The organism is Flavivirga aquimarina, assembly GCF_030540835.1.
GTDB lineage: Bacteria > Bacteroidota > Bacteroidia > Flavobacteriales > Flavobacteriaceae > Flavivirga > Flavivirga aquimarina.
Map to the genome: position 1 here is coordinate 206,280 of NZ_JAUOEK010000120.1, position 20,312 is coordinate 226,591.

24 protein-coding genes are annotated in these 20,312 nt (G+C 31.3%); 13 read left to right on the forward strand and 11 right to left on the reverse strand.

All coding sequences use genetic code 11. The features are described 5' to 3' along the window. Nucleotides 1–157 precede the first annotated feature (157 nt). The 12 genes from Q4Q35_RS12275 (at nucleotide 158) to Q4Q35_RS12330 (ending at nucleotide 10,456) form a co-directional block, all read left to right on the forward strand. Nucleotides 158–1,288: a helix-turn-helix domain-containing protein gene (locus Q4Q35_RS12275; protein WP_303278273.1), complete on the forward strand. Its 1,131-nt coding sequence runs from the start codon at nucleotides 158–160 to the stop codon at nucleotides 1,286–1,288. Nucleotides 1,289–1,359: 71 nt separating this feature from the next. After that, on the forward strand, nucleotides 1,360–2,487 hold the full coding sequence (locus tag Q4Q35_RS12280) for a serine hydrolase domain-containing protein (protein WP_303278274.1): 1,128 nt from the start codon (nucleotides 1,360–1,362) through the stop codon (nucleotides 2,485–2,487). A gap of 12 nt (nucleotides 2,488–2,499) precedes the next feature. Next, a complete protein-coding gene (locus Q4Q35_RS12285; RefSeq protein WP_303278275.1) occupies nucleotides 2,500–4,008 on the forward strand; it encodes a serine hydrolase in 1,509 nt (502 codons plus the stop codon). Next, a complete protein-coding gene (locus Q4Q35_RS12290) occupies nucleotides 4,001–4,726 on the forward strand; it encodes a hypothetical protein (RefSeq protein ID WP_303278276.1) in 726 nt (241 codons plus the stop codon). The genes Q4Q35_RS12285 and Q4Q35_RS12290 overlap by 8 nt, the downstream gene beginning before the upstream one ends. A gap of 341 nt (nucleotides 4,727–5,067) precedes the next feature. Then, nucleotides 5,068–5,358: a hypothetical protein gene (locus tag Q4Q35_RS12295; RefSeq protein ID WP_303278277.1), complete on the forward strand. Its 291-nt coding sequence runs from the start codon at nucleotides 5,068–5,070 to the stop codon at nucleotides 5,356–5,358. A gap of 296 nt (nucleotides 5,359–5,654) precedes the next feature. After that, nucleotides 5,655–6,080, forward strand: a complete 426-nt coding sequence (locus tag Q4Q35_RS12300; RefSeq protein WP_303278278.1) for a hypothetical protein — start codon at nucleotides 5,655–5,657, stop codon at nucleotides 6,078–6,080. A gap of 336 nt (nucleotides 6,081–6,416) precedes the next feature. Beyond that, nucleotides 6,417–7,562: a helix-turn-helix domain-containing protein gene (locus Q4Q35_RS12305; protein ID WP_303278279.1), complete on the forward strand. Its 1,146-nt coding sequence runs from the start codon at nucleotides 6,417–6,419 to the stop codon at nucleotides 7,560–7,562. A gap of 89 nt (nucleotides 7,563–7,651) precedes the next feature. After that, a complete protein-coding gene (locus Q4Q35_RS12310) occupies nucleotides 7,652–8,200 on the forward strand; it encodes a DUF3575 domain-containing protein (RefSeq protein ID WP_303278280.1) in 549 nt (182 codons plus the stop codon). Nucleotides 8,201–8,245: 45 nt separating this feature from the next. Beyond that, complete coding sequence (locus Q4Q35_RS12315) at nucleotides 8,246–9,154, forward strand: tetratricopeptide repeat protein (protein ID WP_303278281.1); 909 nt, start codon at nucleotides 8,246–8,248, stop codon at nucleotides 9,152–9,154. A gap of 263 nt (nucleotides 9,155–9,417) precedes the next feature. Then, on the forward strand, nucleotides 9,418–9,747 hold the full coding sequence (locus Q4Q35_RS12320; RefSeq protein WP_303278282.1) for an ArsR/SmtB family transcription factor: 330 nt from the start codon (nucleotides 9,418–9,420) through the stop codon (nucleotides 9,745–9,747). Continuing rightward, nucleotides 9,740–10,198, forward strand: a complete 459-nt coding sequence (locus Q4Q35_RS12325) for an SRPBCC family protein (RefSeq protein WP_303278283.1) — start codon at nucleotides 9,740–9,742, stop codon at nucleotides 10,196–10,198. Before Q4Q35_RS12320 ends, Q4Q35_RS12325 begins: the two co-directional genes overlap by 8 nt. 18 nt (nucleotides 10,199–10,216) lie before the next feature. Further along, nucleotides 10,217–10,456: a DUF1059 domain-containing protein gene (locus Q4Q35_RS12330; RefSeq protein ID WP_303278284.1), complete on the forward strand. Its 240-nt coding sequence runs from the start codon at nucleotides 10,217–10,219 to the stop codon at nucleotides 10,454–10,456. Between the two features lie 47 nt (nucleotides 10,457–10,503). On the opposite strand, the gene Q4Q35_RS12335 is transcribed toward Q4Q35_RS12330, so the two are convergent. Both Q4Q35_RS12335 and rimO read right to left on the reverse strand, forming a co-directional pair. Beyond that, nucleotides 10,504–11,196, reverse strand: a complete 693-nt coding sequence (locus tag Q4Q35_RS12335; protein WP_303278285.1) for a peptidoglycan DD-metalloendopeptidase family protein — start codon at nucleotides 11,194–11,196, stop codon at nucleotides 10,504–10,506. Nucleotides 11,197–11,263: 67 nt separating this feature from the next. Next, on the reverse strand, nucleotides 11,264–12,568 hold the full coding sequence (gene rimO, locus Q4Q35_RS12340; protein WP_303278286.1) for a 30S ribosomal protein S12 methylthiotransferase RimO: 1,305 nt from the start codon (nucleotides 12,566–12,568) through the stop codon (nucleotides 11,264–11,266). A 114-nt stretch (nucleotides 12,569–12,682) separates the two neighbouring features. On the opposite strand from rimO, the gene Q4Q35_RS12345 reads away from it, so the two are divergent. Then, nucleotides 12,683–13,768 (forward strand): serine hydrolase domain-containing protein, encoded by a 1,086-nt coding sequence (locus Q4Q35_RS12345; protein ID WP_303278287.1) that lies wholly within the window; start codon nucleotides 12,683–12,685, stop codon nucleotides 13,766–13,768. A 74-nt stretch (nucleotides 13,769–13,842) separates the two neighbouring features. Here Q4Q35_RS12345 and ftsY read toward each other — a convergent pair whose 3' ends face one another. The 9 genes from ftsY to Q4Q35_RS12390 all read right to left on the reverse strand — a co-directional run bounded on the left by ftsY (nucleotide 13,843) and on the right by Q4Q35_RS12390 (nucleotide 20,185). Continuing rightward, nucleotides 13,843–14,796: a signal recognition particle-docking protein FtsY gene (gene ftsY, locus Q4Q35_RS12350; protein WP_303278288.1), complete on the reverse strand. Its 954-nt coding sequence runs from the start codon at nucleotides 14,794–14,796 to the stop codon at nucleotides 13,843–13,845. A gap of 160 nt (nucleotides 14,797–14,956) precedes the next feature. Beyond that, nucleotides 14,957–15,109, reverse strand: coding sequence for a DUF4295 domain-containing protein (locus tag Q4Q35_RS12355; protein WP_303278289.1), 153 nt, complete (start codon nucleotides 15,107–15,109; stop codon nucleotides 14,957–14,959). Between the two features lie 6 nt (nucleotides 15,110–15,115). Continuing rightward, nucleotides 15,116–15,298: a 50S ribosomal protein L33 gene (gene rpmG / locus Q4Q35_RS12360; RefSeq protein WP_072764828.1), complete on the reverse strand. Its 183-nt coding sequence runs from the start codon at nucleotides 15,296–15,298 to the stop codon at nucleotides 15,116–15,118. 24 nt (nucleotides 15,299–15,322) lie between these two features. Beyond that, nucleotides 15,323–15,559, reverse strand: coding sequence for a 50S ribosomal protein L28 (gene rpmB, locus Q4Q35_RS12365; RefSeq protein ID WP_303278290.1), 237 nt, complete (start codon nucleotides 15,557–15,559; stop codon nucleotides 15,323–15,325). 82 nt (nucleotides 15,560–15,641) lie between these two features. Next, nucleotides 15,642–16,892, reverse strand: coding sequence for a competence/damage-inducible protein A (locus tag Q4Q35_RS12370; protein WP_303278291.1), 1,251 nt, complete (start codon nucleotides 16,890–16,892; stop codon nucleotides 15,642–15,644). Next, a complete protein-coding gene (locus Q4Q35_RS12375) occupies nucleotides 16,892–17,233 on the reverse strand; it encodes an Hpt domain-containing protein (RefSeq protein WP_303278292.1) in 342 nt (113 codons plus the stop codon). Before Q4Q35_RS12375 ends, Q4Q35_RS12370 begins: the two co-directional genes overlap by 1 nt. Beyond that, complete coding sequence (locus Q4Q35_RS12380; RefSeq protein WP_303278293.1) at nucleotides 17,234–17,845, reverse strand: fumarylacetoacetate hydrolase family protein; 612 nt, start codon at nucleotides 17,843–17,845, stop codon at nucleotides 17,234–17,236. It abuts the gene before it with no gap. Between the two features lie 130 nt (nucleotides 17,846–17,975). Continuing rightward, the gene (locus Q4Q35_RS12385; protein ID WP_303278294.1) at nucleotides 17,976–18,749 is read right to left on the reverse strand and encodes a 3'-5' exonuclease; all 774 of its coding nucleotides are present in this window, start codon (nucleotides 18,747–18,749) and stop codon (nucleotides 17,976–17,978) included. Between the two features lie 104 nt (nucleotides 18,750–18,853). Then, on the reverse strand, nucleotides 18,854–20,185 hold the full coding sequence (locus Q4Q35_RS12390; protein WP_303278295.1) for a dihydrolipoamide acetyltransferase family protein: 1,332 nt from the start codon (nucleotides 20,183–20,185) through the stop codon (nucleotides 18,854–18,856). Between the last annotated feature and the right edge of the window lie 127 nt (nucleotides 20,186–20,312).

Sequence of the window (20,312 nt, forward strand, 5' to 3'; positions counted from 1 at the left end):
GGTAAGTGCTTATTTGCTAGCTTCTGATTTTCCTTCGGAAAATCACAGCTTACAAACCCGTACATTCCATACATTTAACGTTATATGGCATAAAACACCCTCTTTTTGGATAAACCAAGTTCTTAATATTTAACTATTCTAATCTACACATTAACTCTTGAAACTAGCAGTCGATTTTATTCTCATTACAGGAATTGTTTTAAATAGCTTAGCAATTATAAATCTCTTTCGGCTTAAAAAAAGAACATTACCGCAAAGCATCTTGATCATTTTTTGGTTATTTATTTTAGGACTTATCATATTTTTCTATGCCGCACTACACAAACTAAAATTACTGGCATTTATAACCTATTATTTTGAAAGAGGCATTCGATTTGTTATTCCCCCACTAATATTTCTGTACGTAAATTCTATTTTTCGAAATTCTTCTACTCTTATAAAAAGATATTTGCCTCATTTTATCCCATTCGTTATTTTTCTATTTTTTTACATGATTCCGCAATCTTTAGGTTTAAATCTGGACTATTTAAATTACATCAATAAAAATTTTTTACACATAGTAATTGTCCAAAATTTATATGGAATACTTTATTTTATTTTATCATTGAAACTTTTCTATAGTTTCAAAAAAGCGCTAAAGCTTAACTACTCTTCGATGAGTGACACTAATTTTCTTTGGCTTCAAAAATTTCTTGTTAGTTTTCTTTGCGTCCTATTTATTGATCTTATTTTAACTATTAGTGAAGTCAGTTTAGGATATAATGCAACTTGGGATTCTTATGTAACTGTTTTCTTTATGATTGTTGCTATAGGCTATATTGGATATTACGGGCTTACTCAATCTATAGTTTTCTTACCTAATTTTTTATTAGAAGACCTTAACAATTATAACTCTAGCAAACAATTTTACTTAAAAGAAACTCAAAAAAGTGAATTAAAGGATCGTTTTAACACTTTAATGTCTGAGGAAAAAATTTATTTATTATCAAATTTAAACTTGAAAATATTAGCTGATAAAATGAAGATATCTGAAAGACAATTATCTGCTTTTTTTAGTGAAGTGTTAAATAGTAATTTTCACGATGCCATAAATTTTTATAGAGTAGAAGAAACAAAAATGAAATTAAAGACAAATACTGTCAATAGTCATTCGATTACTGGCATTGGTCTCTCTTCTGGATTCAGTTCAAAAAGCAGTTTTTATCGAGTATTTAAAAAAACGACAGGATTATCACCTTCTGCATTCATAAAGCAGTCTCATAACTCGCAACAAGACCATATTGAGTGAAATAGAGCAAAAAAACTCTTTTCAATATTCCTATGTTTGTTTCAAAAACCTATTCAACAAAAACAATCTGAATGAAAACAATCCATATTTTTAAAGTCATAGGTACTTTGCTATTAATAAGTTTAGTAACTAATTGTTCAATTCAGAATAAATCTATTCAGAATGAAAAGAGAATAAGCATCAAAAATTTTAATGGTATTATAGTTCCTACTGACTCAATTGATAGCTTTCTTCAATCAAAAATGACTGAACAGAATATTCCAGGACTATCTATTGCAATTATTAATGATAGTAAAGTCGTTTATCATAAAACATCTGGATATGCAAACAAAGAGAAAAAACTACCTGTCACTAACAAAACTATTTTTGAGGGAGCATCAATATCAAAATCAGTTTTTGCTTCATTTGTAATGACTTATGTTGAAGAAGGAAAATTAGATTTAGATAAACCTTTATATCAATATTTACCTTATCCAGATATTGAATACGATGATAGATATAAAAAGATAACCGCTCGTATAGTTTTAAGTCATCGTTCTGGGTTTCCAAACTGGAGAGAAAATGAAAAAGATAAAAAACTAATTTTAAAATTTGAACCTGGAACTAGTTACGAGTATTCTGGAGAAGGTTATCAATATTTGGCAATGGTATTAAAGCATATTGGTGGAACTGATTGGAATGGTTTAGAAACTACTTTTCAAAAAAAAATCGCAAATCCATTAGGACTCGAACATACTACATTTATTGAAGACAGTTATACAATGGAAAATAAAGCAGAACCATATAAAAATAACGGCGAATGGATTGATTGGAAAAATGAATATTGGTATAAAAAAGACAAAGGAATATTTGTTCCAGCTGCTTCAATACGAACCGAACCAATTGACTTTTCTAAATGGATGATTGATATGATGAATAAAAAATTGCTAACTAAAAACAGCTATAAAGAACTATTCAAGCATCATTCTACGTTATCACCACCTGAAGCAGAAACACAACTTTATTATACTTTAGGGTTTACAACTGCTAATGACCCTTTCACTACTGCTTATTTTCATGGAGGTACTAATGATGGCTTTACTTGCTTTTACTTTATGGATACAAGTAAAAAATGGGGATATGTGCTTTTTACAAATTCCGAATATGGAGAAACGTTAGGATATCGTTTATTAGATTATCTCGCAAAAGAAAACTACTAAATTTTACAAAAAATGAAATTACTTTCTAAAATAAGGGCTATGTGTTTCTTATCTCTTTTTATTCTATTAGCAACTTGTAAAATTGTAGCTCAAACTAATAACAACGTAAAAGAGTCAAATCCTGAAATTGAATTATTAGAAGAAAAGCTTGAAGAAATTAAAAAAGCATTCAATGTTCCGGGCTTAGCAGTGGGCATTATCAAGGAAGGGGAAATTGTTTATGCTAAAGGATTAGGCGTTCAAGACCTTGAAACAAATATCCCATTAAGTACACAATCAGTTTATCATATGGCATCGGTTTCAAAGCCTTTTGTTGCAACTGCAATTATGCAGTTGTGTGAACAAAATAAAATAGAACTCGATAAAAAGCTGATTAAATACCTACCGTATTTTACAATGAAAGATGAAAGGTATAAGAATATTACAATATTGCATATACTAACCCATTCATCAGGTATTCCAGATGTGATAAATTATGAATGGAACAATCCAAAATATGATGATATTGCAGCTGAAGAACATGTAAGAAGTTTCAAATCAAAAGAATTAGATTTTACACCAGGAGAAAAGTACAATTATAGCAATGCGGCCTTCGATATACTTGCAGATGTAATAGCAAAAGCATCAGGAATGACATTTGAAAGTTATATGAAAGAATTCATTTTTAAACCAGTTGGAATGAAAAATACTACATTTTACAAACCAGAGGTACCAAAAAAAATAGCAACTAAACCTCATACCTTAGATAATGAACTCAAAATGGCTGTAGAGCCTGTTTATCCTTACAATAGAATACACGCACCGAGCTCAACGTTACATTCAAATATAGATGATATGTTACTATGGGCAAAAATAAATCTAAATAAAGGTAAAGTAGGAAGGCATAAAATTTATAATGAAATATCTTACACATTACTTACCACAGGTCAGAGAAAAATTTCGAAAAATGATAGTCTCGCTTTAAGCTGGTTCATTAGCCCAATTAGAGATTATAAAATGATAAGGCATAGTGGTAGAGATACAGGTTATAATACATACTTTGGATTTATTCCAAAAACCAAATCTGCAATTGTATTAATGGCAAATAATGATATATTTTTTAATTCGGATGTTGCAAATTATTTACTGAAATATATCCTTTTTGGTGAGTCAAACCGTGTAAAAACACCAATCCATTATTTACTTAAAGATTATATACTCTCTAATGATATCGAAAAATGTAAAGAAATTTATTTTGACAAAAAACGCTATGCTTCAAATAAATACAATTTTGAAATTTGGACGTTAGACCAATTTGGATATTGGTTAATTAATAAAAATCATTACAAAAAAGCTTTAGAAGTATTTCAATTTAATCTTGTGTTATTCCCTAAACATCCAGGTTTAATTGATAGTGTTACTGATGCCTATAAAGCAATGGATAATAAAAAGATGGCCATCGTTTGGTATAAGAAAGCATTAAAAATAAAACCTGACCAAGAAATTTCAAAAAAGAAATTGGATGCATTAATGAATGAATAGAAAATATAAATTACGCCATATAACACCGTGCCCTATAATTGCTTTGGTAAGTGCTTATTTGGAAAATTCCTTCGGAATTCTCTCGGATTCGTATTTGTTTACTAAGTTAGTTACTAAACCACGCAACGAAATCAAACACGTTGGCAATAAAAACCAAATGAGAAACTTTCTGTTTTTAATAATTTTATGTTTACAAAGTTGCCACGAACAATCTGAATATTCTAAAGATGATGCTCTTGTTCAGTCACTCCATTGCTTAGAAATCAAACAAGAATTAGGTGCTATAAGCAATTTAAGAAATCCATATTTTAAACAATTGGTAAAAATCTTAGAAAGTGATTCTATTCCTAAAAAAAATGTTTCTGATATAATTATGATACTATCAATTGAAATCAATCGTTCCATAGAAAATAGTAAAAGAATAATAGACAGTTTAAAACCTAAGCATAAAGACACACGTTTTTTTGATGCGACTTACGAATATCTAATATTAAATGAAAACTTAGAAGCTAAAACTAAAATATTATTTAATAGCCTAATTAATCCAAATAGTGATAAAAATAAGGAAAAGGAATTAGGTCAAGAAGTTGAAACATTGGCTCTACAAGTTCTGACTGAACAAACCAAATACAAAAAAAAGGAATCGATATTTCACAATGACAACAATATAGTCCAACGTGAGGTCGATTCGATCGTTAGTATCATTAAAAGTAAATAACTATTGAACATTGTATCCTATAAAAAAATGCTATTTTTACCTTAACCAATGTTAGTTGATTTGTTTGCTAGCTTCTGGTTTTCCTTTGGAAAATCCTCGCACACAAACACGCAACTTTCCTTATAAACACGTTGTATGCAAGCAAAAAAATGAGACTACTTATAGAAAGAATATTAAAACCGAACTCCTTAATCCTGTTACTTTATGGAGTGATATCTCTTTTCTGCTTGACTGCTTATATCTGGAGATTTTCATTTGTTTGGGAGTTTGTCTTTAGTATCACCCACTATATTGTCGGACTGTTAATAGTAATGATTATCGGACTTTTCATTGCAAGACTGATGGACAAAAAATTCAACTGGCGATTAAAAAAATATTTCTTAGTCTCAATAATTCAACTACTTATCATATGGGTAATTTCCAACCCTATCAGAACATGGCAAATAGACAGTTCATTAGAGAAAGCTCGACTAATTATCGAGCCTTTAGAGAATTATAATCAACAGTTCGGTACCTTTCCCGCTACATTGACAGAACTCAGAAAAAAACTCAGCAAAGATATTCCTATTAGAACCAATATTGGAACTCGATACTGGTATGAAGTAGATAACAAACAAGATTATCGATTATGATTTCATTCATATTACGGATATACGGCTTACTATAATAATGAGAAAAAAGATTGGATAATAACAGATTAAAAATAAATAGCCAGCATACAACAAGGTATCCTATAGCAAATAGGGTTTCGGTAGTCAACAAAAGTACTGTGCTATTTGCCGACACCGCCAAATCGTTGATTTGCTTTTAAAATGAATTAAGAAATAAAAAAACAAACATAAGGTTAGAAACTAATTTAGTGTAAAGTCTAATCTTTAACTTGTGTAAACAATGTCCCTTAACGAACATTAAAAAAACGAATACTGAAATGAAAATAGGAATACTGAATTTGATAATAATTTTAACTCTGATTTCTGAAATAAGTTTCGGACAGAGTCAAGTATCAACTGACTTTAACATCGATTATCTGAATGGAACTTGGAAAAATATTTCTAAATTTAGAAGTGTAAATTTGACTTACACAAAATCAGTTGAAATTGAAAAAGATTACGTTGGATTTATAATGGAGTTCAAAGCTAACGGAAAAGTTGTTTCTCGTAATATAATTAAATCCGTTAGATGCGGAAACGACTTGAGACGAATTCCAAGAAAAGGCGAATGGAATTTCGATAATGAAACTGGAATTTTAGAAACAATAATGGAAAATCGAATTTCTGGAACTCAAACTGTACAATCTTATAAAATTTTGGAATTGAACAGTAATAAATTAGTAATGGAACGTATAACCGAATGAATAAAGCCTACTTACGAAAATCCTCGCGGACTTTCTATTCGGTTTGTATTCTCTAAATTAGGTGCTTAAAACACGCAACAAACCATATACAAATATGTCAGACTGTCTCAAAACCTCATATTTTAGTTTTGGTATTCGGATAGGTAGGTATCTTTGAAAAATCTCAAATATGAGATTCTCAGGGAAGTAAAATTGGTTTTGAGACAGACTGACGTTGGCAATAATTTGTAATAAAATTTGAAGGTATCTATTTTGCAAGAAGTATATTTATTTCCACTTTATTAGTTGAACCGATTCATTTTAGATAGAAGACAATATTTTTTAACAAATTAGTAATTGATTTATATAACACTTCTCAATATTGCGATTTTTCAAGGAATAGTACTAGGTATAATAATTTTAAAATCGCCCTTATTTAAAAGCAATGCAAATAAATATTTGGCTTACGCCATATTTACACTATCGCTTCTTTTACTAAATCTTGTTTTCGAAATAGTAGAAATATATAATACCATACCCTTGTTACGTTTTATTGATAATATTGAATGGGGTTTTATTCTTCCAGTTTTTATTTTTCTATTTACTGTGCACCAAGTAAATCATCCCATACAACATTCAAAAAAAATCCGATGGTTATTTGTCCCTTTTATATATTATGCCTTCATCAATATTTTTAATGACCTTGGTACTATTGCTGGTGTTTATGATATTCCAAATTCAATTGATAAAGTAATAGGCGTTTTAAAACTTATAGGAATTTTTATAGTTCCACCGTTTATAATTGGCATCTTAATCTATACATATAGCTTCATTAAATTTTCTAACAATACGCAAGAAAAAAAATGGATTACACTTTTATGGACGTTAGTTTCTGTATTATTACTTTCTTGGGCCTTAGCAATTATTCTTGGTCTATTTTTCGAATATGACATTTCATCTTTTATGAAACTTCTTGCCTTATTTGGAACATTCGTAATCCATTGGACAGCATATTTTGGTATATTTAAATATAGATTAGCCAAAGATAAAGAAGGCATCAATAAATTATTAGCTCGCAAGATTTCACTCAACGATAATGACCTATCTATAGATACTAATCTTAAAAAAGTAAATTATTCAAATAATTTAGAATCACTTACAACAGAGAATTCTTATTACATAAAACTTGAAGCACTTTGTAAAAACCATCAAATTTATAGAGACAGCACATTAAATAGAGAAAAAGTTGCTGAAAAATTAGGAATAAGCCCAGGCTATGTTTCTCAATTGGTAAATACAATTACAGGAGGAAATTTCGCAAATTATATAAATCACTATCGAGTAGAAGCTGTTAAGGAAATGATTTTAGATTCTGAATTTAAAAACTACAGTTTATTAGCTATAGGATTAGAATCAGGTTTTACTTCAAAAACAACCTTCCATAAATCGTTTAAGAAAGTTACAGGAATGACCCCAAATGAATATCGAAATAGTCAAAAATAAGTGCCGATTTCTTCAATTTTAAGGTATTGAAACCTTTTTAAACCCCATTAATTTAGTTTAGCTAATTAAAAAATTAAATAGACTTTTTTATGAAAAAAACATTTTTAATGATTATATTCTTGTTTTCTCTTTTTACAGTTAAAGCACAATCTCAAAATGATACTATTTCGAACCCATTCGAAAAGAAAAATGATGTAAAACTTAATTTATATTTTACAACATTGGGACTTTTCGAGGCAACTTACGAAAGAAACATAAATAGAAAATCTTCGATGGGAATTACCGGTTTGTATGTTTTCAGTAAAAAAAATGATGAGGATACAAATTTTCTTATTTCACCTTTTTATAGGAGATACTTTGGTAAAAAATATGCTTCAGGTTTTTTTGTTGAAGGATTTGGAACATTTGGCTCAACCGATGGAAAACAATTAACTGATATGAACGGAAATATCACTTTAAATGAAGGCCCTGATGTGCTTGATTTATCACTTGGTTTAAGTTTTGGATGCAAATGGATTACCAAAAGCAGAATTATTTTTGAAGTTTTAGTTGGTATGGGAGGAAATTTGTTTAATGCTGATAAAACAGACCACGACGTTATTAATCGTCGTGCAATAAGTGTAGGCTACCGATTTTAGTCTGAATAGAAAAACGTTTACAACAAAGAATCGAGTTAAAAACAAATGTTTTTAACTAATTTAGACCTAGCCAACGTAACTAATCATAGACAAACATTACCACCAATTATGAAAAAAATCCTACTCATATTAATTATTTTAGTTTCTAATCAAAGTTTTTGTCAAACAGAACTTGATAAAGAGATAGATAAAGGAATAGAATTATACCAAGATGGAAAAAAGGATAAAGCACTTAAGGTTTGGAAAAAAATTGAAAAAAAATCTAAAAACCCATCTTCAACGTATGGAACTACGCTGGGGAATATTTTATATTACTACGTAGGTAAAGATGATGAAAAAAACATCTTAGAATACTATCAAAAAATAATCAATTCCGATTTAAATGATAAAGACAAAAATCACGAAATTGGTAACCCCTATAAAAACTATCGCTATCACGCAACAATGAGATTAGCTAGTTACTATGGAAAAAAAGGAGAATTTGAAAAAGGCTTAACCTATATTGAAAAAGCTGATAATGAAATTACGTTTGAGACAACTTCATTAACTTCATTCATATATCAAAAAGTTGATTTAGCATTTTGGAAATATCGTTTTCTAAATGATTTGGGACAAAAGGATAAAGCAATTTCTAAATTAATTGAACGAGCTTTTGAATATGATTATAAAGAAATGCACTCAAATTGGGCAACGGCTTCAGTAAGCAATGATGAAAATGAGTTGTCAGAAACAATTTGTTCTGAATTTAATGATTTAAAAAAGCTCAAGTCTGATATTGATAGCGGAATTGAAAATTTGACGTTTGATAAAGTAAATAAAGTAATTGGATTGAAAATTAACGGAATGGATTACGAAATAAACTTATACTCTGAATTGAGTGATGAAGAAAAATGCAAATTATATCTTGAGAATTCATTCTTTTATAAATATTTGACTAAAAAAATAAAAGATTAACTAGTGTAAATAATGTCCCTTAACGAACATTAATGAAAACTATTCTCTGTTTAATATTATTAGTACCAATTACTATCTTCTGCCAAAGTGAAGAAAGGTATTGGAACAGGGAATTGATTGAAAAATAACAGGGCATAACAACGTGTCCAGCAAAACCCCTTCCCCTGTCGCATAATTAGTACATAACTTTAAAAATTTTTAAAAATTATTTGCGTAACCGAATGATTACGCTTATATTTGTAACCAATTAGTTACTTAATGTAATGAGAAGAGATGTTTTTCAGGCAATTGCCGACCCAATTAGACGAGATATTATTGAATTGCTGGCGGAAAAAACGCTTACAGTAAACTCGATTGCGGAAAAATTTGAAATCAGTAGGCCTGCAATTTCCAAACATCTAAAAATTTTAAAAGAGTGTGGACTAATCAACTATAAAAAAGAAGGAAGGGAACGTTTTTGCTTTATCCAACCGAAAAATCTAATTCCAGCCTTTATATGGATTGAGAAATACCGTGAATTATGGGAAGATAAATTGGACTCTTTCGACAGCTATTTAAATAAATTACAATCTAAAACCAATCAAAATGAATAAAGCCAACAAAATGGGCAACAAGACAATAACGATAAAGCGGACATTTAACGCACCATTAAGTTTAGTTTGGGAGGCTTGGACACAATCAGAACATATTGCAGAATGGTGGAGTCCAAAAGGAGTTAAAACAAAAGTAGTAGAGCACGATTTCAAAGTTGGCGGCAAATGGAAATATATAATGCCTATGCCAAATGGTCAAGAATTTATAGCTGAAGGCGAATACACAGAAATAGTCGAATTCGAAAAAATCATTTCATCAGCAAATTTTAAACCTATGACAGAAGGGGTTGAAATTCAATCATTGTTTAAACCAAATGGAAACAAAACGGATTTCACCTTTAATGTTGTCCATCCAACCGAGGAATATAAGATACAACAAGAGAAAATGGGAATTATGAACGGTTGGAGCTCTGTATTTGTAAGACTTGACGAACTTCTAAAAAATATGTAACCAACAAATAAAAATATAATGAAAACAATGACTTGTAAACAATTAGGCGGAGCGTGCGACCTAGAATTTCATGCAAATACATTTGAGGAAATTGCCGAAATGAGCAAAAATCACGGAATGCAAATGTTCCTAAAAAGGGATGAAGCACATCAAGAGGCAATGGGAGAAATGCAAAAGTTAATGCAATCCCCGGATGGAATAAAAAAATGGTTTGAGAATAAAAGGAAAGAATTTAATGCGCTACCCGAAAATAATTAGATGCATAAACAACGTAACTAATTTTAAACATGTGTGAATTATATTCTTCAAATTTTAAATTTCAATAACACATCTGGGTTAGGGCAATTATTCACATAAAAACCTGAATCCTCTTTACTACAAACTCCAGGGTAATCCCCTATAAATTTTTGTATATCTTTTATAATTTGAAAATGTAAGTGTGGCGGGTAATCGCCATTTACAGAAGCATCTCCTAATTCGCCTATTTTATCACCTTGCTTAAAGGGTTTACCAATTTTTAAATTTTTAATTGAAGCCATACTTAAATGACCATAAAGTGTATAAAACACAACTTCGCTAATGATATGTTTTAAAATAATAGTTGGTCCGTAATCACCATAATTGCTATTGTTATTAAAACTATGTACTGTTGCATCCAGAGGTGTATAAATGGGTGTTTCTGCATTGCTCCATAAATCGACTCCTAAATGAATGTTACGACCTTCCTGTGATTGACTTTTAAAATGATCGCTACGTTTATATATATTCCGGACTTCCAAATAGCCACCGTAAGCTACTAAACCACCATGTTCTTTTATATGACTATCTATATAAGTACCCAACTTTACAGACGATGACATGTCAATACTATTGAGTGTTTGATTAGATTCCGATAAATCTATGGATACATATTTTGAGCTTGGAATGTTTGCATCCAATACTCGGAAAGGTTCAGAATTTATACTGTTTAAAAACTTAGAAAATTCATTTGAATGCATAGTTTCAAAAATAGGAAACTAATTTAGAAAAACTTAAATCCATTAGTTTTAGTTCAATGCCATTAAATTAAGCAATTACTTCACCATAAAGGTCAAAATCTTCAGCCTCTATAATCTTAACTTTAGTAAATTCCCCTGTTTTTAAATAGGTTTTAGTAGCGTCAATCAATACTTCGTTATCAACGTCTGGTGAATCATACTCGGTACGTCCAATAAAATAATTCCCTTCTTTTCTGTCGATAACCACTTTAAAAGTCTTTCCTATTTTTTCTTGATTGAGTTCCCAAGAAATTTGGGATTGTATTTCCATAATCTGGTTAGCACGTTCAATCTTTATCTCCTCTGGTACATTATCTTCCAAATTGTAAGCATGTGTGTTTTCTTCATGAGAATAAGTAAAACAGCCTAAGCGTTCAAAACGCATATCGGTTACCCACTGTTTCAATGTTTGAAAATCTTCCTCAGTTTCACCAGGGTAGCCAACAATAAGTGTCGTTCTTATGGTCATTTCCGGAACCTTTTCCCTAAATTCTTTTAGCAACTTAGTCGTTTTCTCTTTAGTAGTACCACGACGCATACTTTTTAATATAGAATCTGAAATATGTTGTAACGGAATATCTATATAATTACAAACTTTTGGCTCACGATTCATCACCTCTAATACATCCATTGGAAAGCCTGTAGGGAAGGCATAATGCAAACGAATCCATTCTACGCCATCAACTTTTACTAAAGCCTCTAACAACTCCGCTAAATTTCTTTTTTTGTATAAATCTAAACCGTAATACGTTAAATCTTGAGCAATAAGTATTAATTCTTTAACACCTTTTGCTGCTAATTTTTCTGCTTCAACAACAATCTCTTCAATAGGTGTACTTCTGTGCTTTCCTCTCATGATAGGGATAGCGCAAAAACTACAAGGTCTATCACACCCTTCAGCAATCTTTAAATAAGCATAATTCTTTGGGGTCGTTGTTAAACGCTCACCAATAAGTTCATGTTTATAATCTGCTCCTAAAGCTTTTAATAAACCTGGAAGTTCGGTTGTTCCAAAATATTCGTCTACATTAGGAATTTCCTTAACCAAATCGGGCTTATAACGCTCACTTAAACAACCTGTTACAAACACTTTATCAACATCACCATTTTCTTTTTTTTGTACATACTCTAAAATAGTATTAACACTTTCTTCTTTGGCATTATTAATAAACCCACAGGTATTAATCACCACAATATTACCTTCATCTTCGTGTACCACATCTTTACCGCTGGCTTTTAACTGCCCCATTAACACTTCGCTATCGTAAACATTTTTACTGCAACCAAGTGTTACGACATTTATTCTATTTTTCTTTAGAGATTTTGTACGCATATATTCTATAAATCAGGGCGCAAAGATACGGAATGAATCACGATTTTGAGTTTCGGTTTTTAGACTTTATTAAACCTTTTATATATTTGAATGTCTTAAACCAAAACCTATGTTATGAAAAAGTTATCTTATTTTTTCCTAATAGTGACTATTTTATTTTTTAATTGTTCTAAGAATGATGACACTATTAACCCTGATCCTTCTACAGATGAACTCTATTTTCCACCAATAAATTCTAACACTTGGGAAACTTTATCTGTCTCTGAATTAGGTTGGAATGAATCTGCTTTACAGCCTCTTTTAAGTTTTGTTGAAAGCAAAGGCACCAAAGCTTTCTTAATTCTTAAGAATGGGAAAATGGTTGTGGAATGGTATGGAAATGGTGAAGACAAAGACTCTGACTTAGCGTGGAATTCTGCCGCAAAAACACTTGTTGCTTTTACCACAGGTATTGCACAAGAAGAAGGTCTCTTAAATATTAATAATCCTTCTAATACTTATTTAGGAACTGGTTGGTCTAGTTTATCACCTGAGCAAGAAGATAATATTACTGTTAAGCATCATTTAACCATGACTACTGGTTTAGATTATACTGTAATAAATAATAATTGTACCGATCCAGGGTGTTTTATTTATAAAAACGACCCCGGAAGCTTTTGGTTTTACCACAATGGCGCATATACTGCCATCCATGATATCGTTGCGGGTGCTGTAAATACTGATTTTAACAGCTATTTTAATGATAAACTAAAAGATAAAATTGGAATGCAGGGGCATTGGATTCCTTTTGGGTATTATAAGTTGTATTATAGTAATGCAAGAAGTATGGCTAGGTTTGGCTTACTTAATTTAAATAAAGGTGTTTGGGATAATACAGTTATTTTAAATGACAGCAATTATTTTAGCGACATGACAAATACATCGCAAGACTTAAATGAAGCTTATGGTTATTTATGGTGGTTAAATGGAAAAGATAGTTATAGAAGCCCAGCTCTTACCTTAAAATTTCAAGGAAATTTGATTTCGAATGCTCCGGATGATCTAATTGCAGGTTTGGGAAAAAATGACCAGAAAATGTACGTTGTTCCAAGCGAGAAACTAGTCATTATTAGAATGGGGGATGATGCTGGTGACGGCCTATTAGGTCCTTCTAGTTTTGACAACAACCTTTGGGTCGAAATTAATAAGTTGATTGATTAATTTGTGTAAAGGCTAACGATTGATTTACTAGATAAAAACGATGAGATTCCTGCCTCCGCAGGAATGAAAAAAGGTTATTTAAAAAACGAATCTACAAACTCAAATTTATTAAATACTTGCAAGTCTTCGATTCCTTCGCCTACACCAATATATTTTACAGGAATTTGAAATTGGTCTGAAATACCTATAACCACACCGCCTTTAGCCGTTCCGTCCAATTTAGTGACTGCCAGCGAGGTTACTTCTGTAGCTGCTGTAAATTGTTTTGCTTGCTCAAATGCATTTTGTCCGGTAGAGCCATCTAAAACCAATAATACATCATTTGGCGTATCGTCTACCACTTTCTGCATCACACGTTTTACCTTAGTAAGCTCATTCATTAAATTTACTTTATTGTGTAAACGTCCTGCTGTATCTATAATAACAACATCTGCTTCTTGCGTCACTGCACTTTTTAAAGTATCGAATGCAACAGAAGCAGGGTCACTACCCATGGATTGTTTAATAATAGGCACATCCACCCTATCTGCCCACACTTGTAACTGGTCTATTGCTGCTGCTCTAAAGGTATCTGCTGCACCTAAAACTACTTTTAATCCTTGCTTTTTAAATTGATAGGCCAACTTACCAATAGTAGTCGTTTTTCCTACGCCATTAACCCCAACAACCATAATAACATAAGGTTTTTTATCTTGAGGAATGACAAAATCTGTTTCTTCTCCTAAATTTGTTTCACTTAATAAACCTGCTATTTCTTCGCGAAGAATTATATTAAGTTCTTCAGTTCCTAAATATTTATCTTTTGAAACACGTTCTTCAATACGCTCTATAACTTTAAGTGTCGTATTTACGCCCACATCGCTAGATACTAATACTTCTTCAAGGTTGTCTAAAACCTCATCATCTACCTTAGATTTTCCTGCTACGACCTTGCTTAATTTTCCAAAAAAACTGGATTTAGTTTTTTCTAAACCTTTGTCTAAGGTTTCCTTTTTTTCTGAAGAAAATATCTTTTTAAAAAAACTCATATTTTAAGTTTATTCTTTTATTGTTTACTTAATTATTCATGTCAATTTTCGCACCACAATTTTCTTACTGCTATTATGACAGAAAACCTTTCAAATATAAACATAAAAAAGCTGCTTTCTAAAAAGAAAGCAGCTTATAATATCGTGAAACGTTACCGTTTTAGTTTTTGTTAAAAAAATTGTTAACCTGATCCGGACTCATAATAGATTCAACGAACATGTAAGCTCCAGTTTTTGGTGACTTCACCATTTTTATAGCTTTGGTTAACCTTTTAGATCCTGTTTGTAATGATGCTACTGATTTCTTTGCCATGGCTTATTATTTTATCTCTTTATGAACTGTCATGCGTTTAAGAATAGGATTAAATTTCTTAATCTCCATTCTATCTGGCGTATTCTTTTTATTTTTAGTGGTAATGTATCTTGAAGTTCCTGGTTTTCCAGACTCTTTATGCTCTGTACATTCTAAAATCACTTGTATTCTGTTGCCTTTCTTTGCCATTTCTTTACTTATTAAATACAGCTATTATTTTAAAAACCCTTTAGATTTTGCTTCCTTAATCGCTGCAGATATACCTATTTTGTTAATAGTTTTTAAAGCAGATGTAGAAACTTTTAAAGTTATCCAACTGTCTTCTTCTGGAATATAAAAACGTTTCTTTAACAAATTCGCATTAAACTTACGCTTTGTTCTATTTAATGCATGAGAAACATTGTTTCCAACCATGGCCTTCTTTCCTGTAAGTTCACAAACTCTTGACATGATATATAACTTTAATTTTTTTGTTGCTTAAAATCGAGGTGCAAATATACAAATTCTTTAATTTACGACAACCTTATTTTAATCAATTTTTAAAAATTTCTTTTAGTAACATTTCCAACGCTTTATTTACAGCTTTATTTATCACTTTTATACGATGGTTTCCAAAGTTAAACTTCTCGGAATAAATGCCCGTTTTGGTAGCAATTGCTATAAAAACTGTTCCCACTTCGGCATCAGAATCTCCTTTTGTTGGACCAGCGTTTCCTGTTGTAGCTACAGCAAAATCGGATTGAAATAACCGCAAAGCATTTTTAGCCATCGATTCTGCCACTTGAGAACTAACCACTGAATAGGTTTCAACATCTTCTTTTGAAACGCCTAAAACGTGTATCTTAGATGCTGTAGAATACGTCACTACACCCCCATTAAAATAAGCCGAAGCTCCAGAATTTACTGTGAAGCGCTCTGCGACTGTTCCACCAGTACAACTTTCGGCAATCGATAATGTTTTTCCTATTTTAGTCAGGTGTTTAGAAATAATTGTTTCAACCGAACCTTCCTCATCTTCAAAACCAAAAAATTCATCTTTAATTAAGGGTAATACTTTATCAATCTCTTTTTGAATATCAGATTTAACTTGTTGCTCATCAAACCCTTTTGTTGATAAACGTAATCTCATTTGCCCCAAACTTGGCAAATATGCCAGTTTTATATGCTCAGGCAAGGCATCTTCCCAAGATTCTATTCTATCTGCCAAGGCACTTTCTCCTAAACCATATATTAATAATGTTTTATTTAAAATATAAGGGCAATTATACTTGGTTTTTAACTTTGGTATAACCTCATTTTCAACTAGAGCTCCCATTTCATAGGGAACTCCTGGAAGTGAAACAAAGACTTTATTATCCTTTTCCAGCCACATACCGGGAGCTGTACCAAGTTTATTCATCAATACTGTAGATTTTGACGGTACCAATGCCTGATCTTTATTTACTTGTAGCAGTAAGCCTCCTACGTAGTTCTTCCATATCTCCTCTATATTTTTTAAAACACTATCGTCTCTAACCAAAGTGTCATCAAAATATTCGGTTATGGTCTTTTTGGTAATATCATCTTTGGTAGGCCCTAAGCCTCCCGTAAGAATAATAATATCTGCATGATTTTCAGCATCTTTTAGTGCTTTTAAAATATGAGATTTATCGTCTTGTATTGATGTAATTTGATACACCGACACGCCAATAGTAGTAAGTTGTTTTGCAATAAATCCAGAGTTGGTATCTGTAACTTGACCAATAAGAAGCTCATCGCCAATGGTAATTATTTCGGCTAGCATTATAAATTAAAATCTGATCTTATTTCTGCAACAGCTTTATCTACTACCTCTATAACTATATCTAATTGAGAAGTAATATCTACATCTTTCTTTTCAAACTTACCCCAATCTTGAACTTCTATTAAAGTATCAAGAATGCCTAACTCGAACAAATCGACAGTGGGTTTCATTTTATGGGCAGCTTGATATGCATTAAAATAATCCTTTTCTGCAACTGCTTGTTTCAACCTGTCTGCATCTACAGGCACTTCTTCTAAAAACGTTTCGGCTAACGTTGCTATAAAATCTTCATCATTATCAGCCAATTCTCTTACTCTAAATAATTTGTAATGTTGTTCCATTTATTTTATTGTTATTGAAAACATTTCCTGGTTTTCTATAAATCCTTTTAATTTATCGTTTGCAATTACTTTGCCAACACCTGCTGGTGTTCCTGTAAATATAATATCTCCAATCTTTATAGTAAAATATTTTGAGACATATTCTATAAGTTCATCAATTTTCCAAAGCATGTGGCTTGTATTTCCTAATTGTACAATATTATCATTTTTTTTTAAAGAAAATCCAATAGCATTAACATCTTTTACATCTTCTTTTGATAACCACTTACCTACAACTGCTGAGCCGTCAAATGCCTTAGCTTTCTCCCATGGCAATCCTTTTGTTTTTAGTTGGCTTTGTAAATCGCGGGCTGTAAAATCTATTCCTAAACCTATTTCATTATAATATTTATGTGCAAATTTTTTATCTATATGCTTACCTACTCGATTTATTTTAACCAAAATTTCTACTTCATAATGTATATCATTTGAAAAATCCGGAATAAAAAAAGGTTGTTTTTTAAGAAGAATTGCTGTATCTGGTTTTAAAAAAACAACCGGATTTTCCGGTTTTTCATTTTCTAATTCTTTAATGTGTTCGGTGTAATTTCTACCTATACAAATAAGTTTCATATCTTCTGTCATTCCTGCAAAGGCAAGAACCTGTTTATTATATTAATTCCTTACTTAAAAATGAATTCCTACCTCCACCAGCTTTACTAAGTACAAGTCGCTCAGTGACCTCGCAGGAACGTCAAAACCGTTATAGTTTGTTATTAAAACTTCTTAGCTTAATACTTGTTAGCACTTTTTTAGTGTATAAAGGAAAATCTGCATTAAGCAACCATCCAAAATAACCCGGTTCTTTTTCTAATACTTCCGTAACTAACTTCCCTTTATGTTTCCCAAAAGAAAAACACTCAACACCTTCTTTATTATAAGCTATAAAACCCGCAAAATCTGCAAACTTTTTTCTTGAGCTAAACTCTGCCAAAAACTTAGTATCATTTTCTACTTCATCATATTTAGCAATTTGCGCTTTTAAAACCTCGTATGTTGCATTAGTATCTGCTTCTGCACTATGTGCTCCTTCAAGATCTTTATCGCAATAAAATTTATACGCTGCACTTAAAGTGCGTTGTTCCATTTTATGAAAAATAGTTTGTACATCTATGGCTAAACGGTTTTTCATATCGAAATCAATATCAGCTCGCAACATTTCTTCTGCCAATAAAGGAATATCAAACCTATTAGAATTAAATCCACTTAAATCGGAATCTTTAATCATATTATAAACCTCTTTAGCGAGTTCTTTGAATGTTGGCTGATTTGCAACTTTTTCGTTAGTTATACCATGAATTTCTGTAACTTCTTTTGGTATTGGCATTTCCGGATTAACCAACCATGTTTTGCTTTCTTCTTTTCCATTAGGAAAAACCTTAAGAATAGAAATTTCGACAATACGATCTTTCGATATATTAATACCTGTTGTTTCAAGATCGAAAAAACAAATGGGTTTTGTAAGATTGAGCTGCATTTAATTTTATTTTTCTAAAGTTGTAAAGATACTAAATTGATAAAGGGTTGAAACAAAAAAACCAACTGTTTTAAAGTTGGTTTTTAATATATATTTTCTTAAAACTATATTTCTCTATCGCTATCCCAAGCTTCCAGATAATCTTTTACAGCTTTAGCAAATTGACCGCCAAGTGCGCCATTAACTACACGATGATCGTATGAATGTGACAAGAACATTTTATAACGAATTCCTATAAAATCACCTTCTGAAGTTTCAATAACTGCAGGCACTTTTCTAATAGCTCCAAGTGCTAAAATACCAACTTGTGGCTGGTTTATTATTGGAGTTCCCATAATACTACCAAATGTTCCCACATTAGTTACGGTGTATGTACCACCTTGAATATCGTCTGGTTTTAATTCATTTAATCGCGCTCTATTAGCCAAATCATTAACCTGTTTCGTCATGCCAACCAAATTAAGTTGATCTGCATTTTTTATAACCGGCACTATTAAATTACCATCAGGTAAAGCAGCTGCCATACCTAAATTAATGTTTTTCTTTTTCACAATGGTATTACCTTGAAGTGAGATATTCATCATTGGAAATTCACGGAGTGCTTTAGCAATAGCTTCCATAAAAATAGGTGTGAAAGTTAAATTCTCACCTTCACGTTTCATAAATTCATTCTTAACTCTCTTTCTCCAATTCCATATTTTAGTAACATCGGCTTCAATAAAACTTTGTACATGTGCAGATGTTTGTACAGACTCAACCATATGATGTGCAATAAGCTTGCCCATTCTAGTCATTTCTACAATCTCATCTTCTCCGTTAGAAACAACTGAAACCATAGGCTTCTTAGGTTGTTCTGTAGGCTTAGGTTGAATAACTGGAGATTCAACTTTTTGCGTAATCGATTCTTGATGATTCCCTGTTCTATTCTCTATATATCCAAGAATATCATTTTTAGTAACACGCCCATCTTTTCCACTACCAGAAATAACATCTAATTCTTGTTGACTTACTCCTTCTTGCTTCGCTATATTTTTAACAAGCGGTGAATAAAAACGTTCTCCGTTTGAAACTATGGACTTAACAGTTTCTTTGGCTACTGCTATGGTTTCTGCTACTTGTATAACAGCTTCTTCTTTCTGCTCTACGTCTTCGTTTAGAGACTCAGATTCTGATTCTGAATCATTACCATCATTACTTTCTATTTCAATAACAGCAATAACCTGCCCTACCTGAACTACATCATCTACATTAAAAAACTTCTCAACTAAAACACCATCTACCTCGCTTGGCACCTCACTATCAACCTTATCTGTTGCTATTTCTAAAACAGGTTCATCCATTTCAATAGTGTCCCCAATTTCCTTTAACCAAGATGTTATTGTTGCTTCTGCAACACTTTCACCCATTTTTGGTAATTTAAGCTCAAACTTTGCCATATTAATAACGTAATGTTTGTTTTTTTTATTTCTTTTGCAAAATTAACGAAAAAATAGCTTTTATTTTTAATTATTCTTATTAAAAAGCAGTTTTTCACTATTTCTTTTTTGCTTCTCAGCAAAGTTA

What these genes read in the sequence shown, in the direction of transcription:
- Q4Q35_RS12280 (WP_303278274.1), top strand. Translation starts at nt 1,360, where the DNA reads ATGAAAACAATCCATATTTTTAAAGTCATAGGTACTTTGCTATTAATA.
- Q4Q35_RS12285 (WP_303278275.1), top strand. Translation starts at nt 2,500, where the DNA reads ATGAAATTACTTTCTAAAATAAGGGCTATGTGTTTCTTATCTCTTTTT.
- Q4Q35_RS12290 (WP_303278276.1), top strand. Translation starts at nt 4,001, where the DNA reads ATGAATAGAAAATATAAATTACGCCATATAACACCGTGCCCTATAATT.
- Q4Q35_RS12295 (WP_303278277.1), top strand. Translation starts at nt 5,068, where the DNA reads ATGGACAAAAAATTCAACTGGCGATTAAAAAAATATTTCTTAGTCTCA.
- Q4Q35_RS12300 (WP_303278278.1), top strand. Translation starts at nt 5,655, where the DNA reads ATGAAAATAGGAATACTGAATTTGATAATAATTTTAACTCTGATTTCT.
- Q4Q35_RS12310 (WP_303278280.1), top strand. Translation starts at nt 7,652, where the DNA reads ATGAAAAAAACATTTTTAATGATTATATTCTTGTTTTCTCTTTTTACA.
- Q4Q35_RS12315 (WP_303278281.1), top strand. Translation starts at nt 8,246, where the DNA reads ATGTTTTTAACTAATTTAGACCTAGCCAACGTAACTAATCATAGACAA.
- Q4Q35_RS12320 (WP_303278282.1), top strand. Translation starts at nt 9,418, where the DNA reads ATGAGAAGAGATGTTTTTCAGGCAATTGCCGACCCAATTAGACGAGAT.
- Q4Q35_RS12325 (WP_303278283.1), top strand. Translation starts at nt 9,740, where the DNA reads ATGAATAAAGCCAACAAAATGGGCAACAAGACAATAACGATAAAGCGG.
- Q4Q35_RS12330 (WP_303278284.1), top strand. Translation starts at nt 10,217, where the DNA reads ATGAAAACAATGACTTGTAAACAATTAGGCGGAGCGTGCGACCTAGAA.
- Q4Q35_RS12335 (WP_303278285.1), bottom strand. Translation starts at nt 11,196, where the DNA reads ATGCATTCAAATGAATTTTCTAAGTTTTTAAACAGTATAAATTCTGAA.
- rimO (WP_303278286.1), bottom strand. Translation starts at nt 12,568, where the DNA reads ATGCGTACAAAATCTCTAAAGAAAAATAGAATAAATGTCGTAACACTT.
- Q4Q35_RS12345 (WP_303278287.1), top strand. Translation starts at nt 12,683, where the DNA reads ATGAAAAAGTTATCTTATTTTTTCCTAATAGTGACTATTTTATTTTTT.
- ftsY (WP_303278288.1), bottom strand. Translation starts at nt 14,796, where the DNA reads ATGAGTTTTTTTAAAAAGATATTTTCTTCAGAAAAAAAGGAAACCTTA.
- Q4Q35_RS12355 (WP_303278289.1), bottom strand. Translation starts at nt 15,109, where the DNA reads ATGGCAAAGAAATCAGTAGCATCATTACAAACAGGATCTAAAAGGTTA.
- rpmG (WP_072764828.1), bottom strand. Translation starts at nt 15,298, where the DNA reads ATGGCAAAGAAAGGCAACAGAATACAAGTGATTTTAGAATGTACAGAG.
- rpmB (WP_303278290.1), bottom strand. Translation starts at nt 15,559, where the DNA reads ATGTCAAGAGTTTGTGAACTTACAGGAAAGAAGGCCATGGTTGGAAAC.
- Q4Q35_RS12370 (WP_303278291.1), bottom strand. Translation starts at nt 16,892, where the DNA reads ATGCTAGCCGAAATAATTACCATTGGCGATGAGCTTCTTATTGGTCAA.
- Q4Q35_RS12375 (WP_303278292.1), bottom strand. Translation starts at nt 17,233, where the DNA reads ATGGAACAACATTACAAATTATTTAGAGTAAGAGAATTGGCTGATAAT.
- Q4Q35_RS12380 (WP_303278293.1), bottom strand. Translation starts at nt 17,845, where the DNA reads ATGAAACTTATTTGTATAGGTAGAAATTACACCGAACACATTAAAGAA.
- Q4Q35_RS12385 (WP_303278294.1), bottom strand. Translation starts at nt 18,749, where the DNA reads ATGCAGCTCAATCTTACAAAACCCATTTGTTTTTTCGATCTTGAAACA.
- Q4Q35_RS12390 (WP_303278295.1), bottom strand. Translation starts at nt 20,185, where the DNA reads ATGGCAAAGTTTGAGCTTAAATTACCAAAAATGGGTGAAAGTGTTGCA.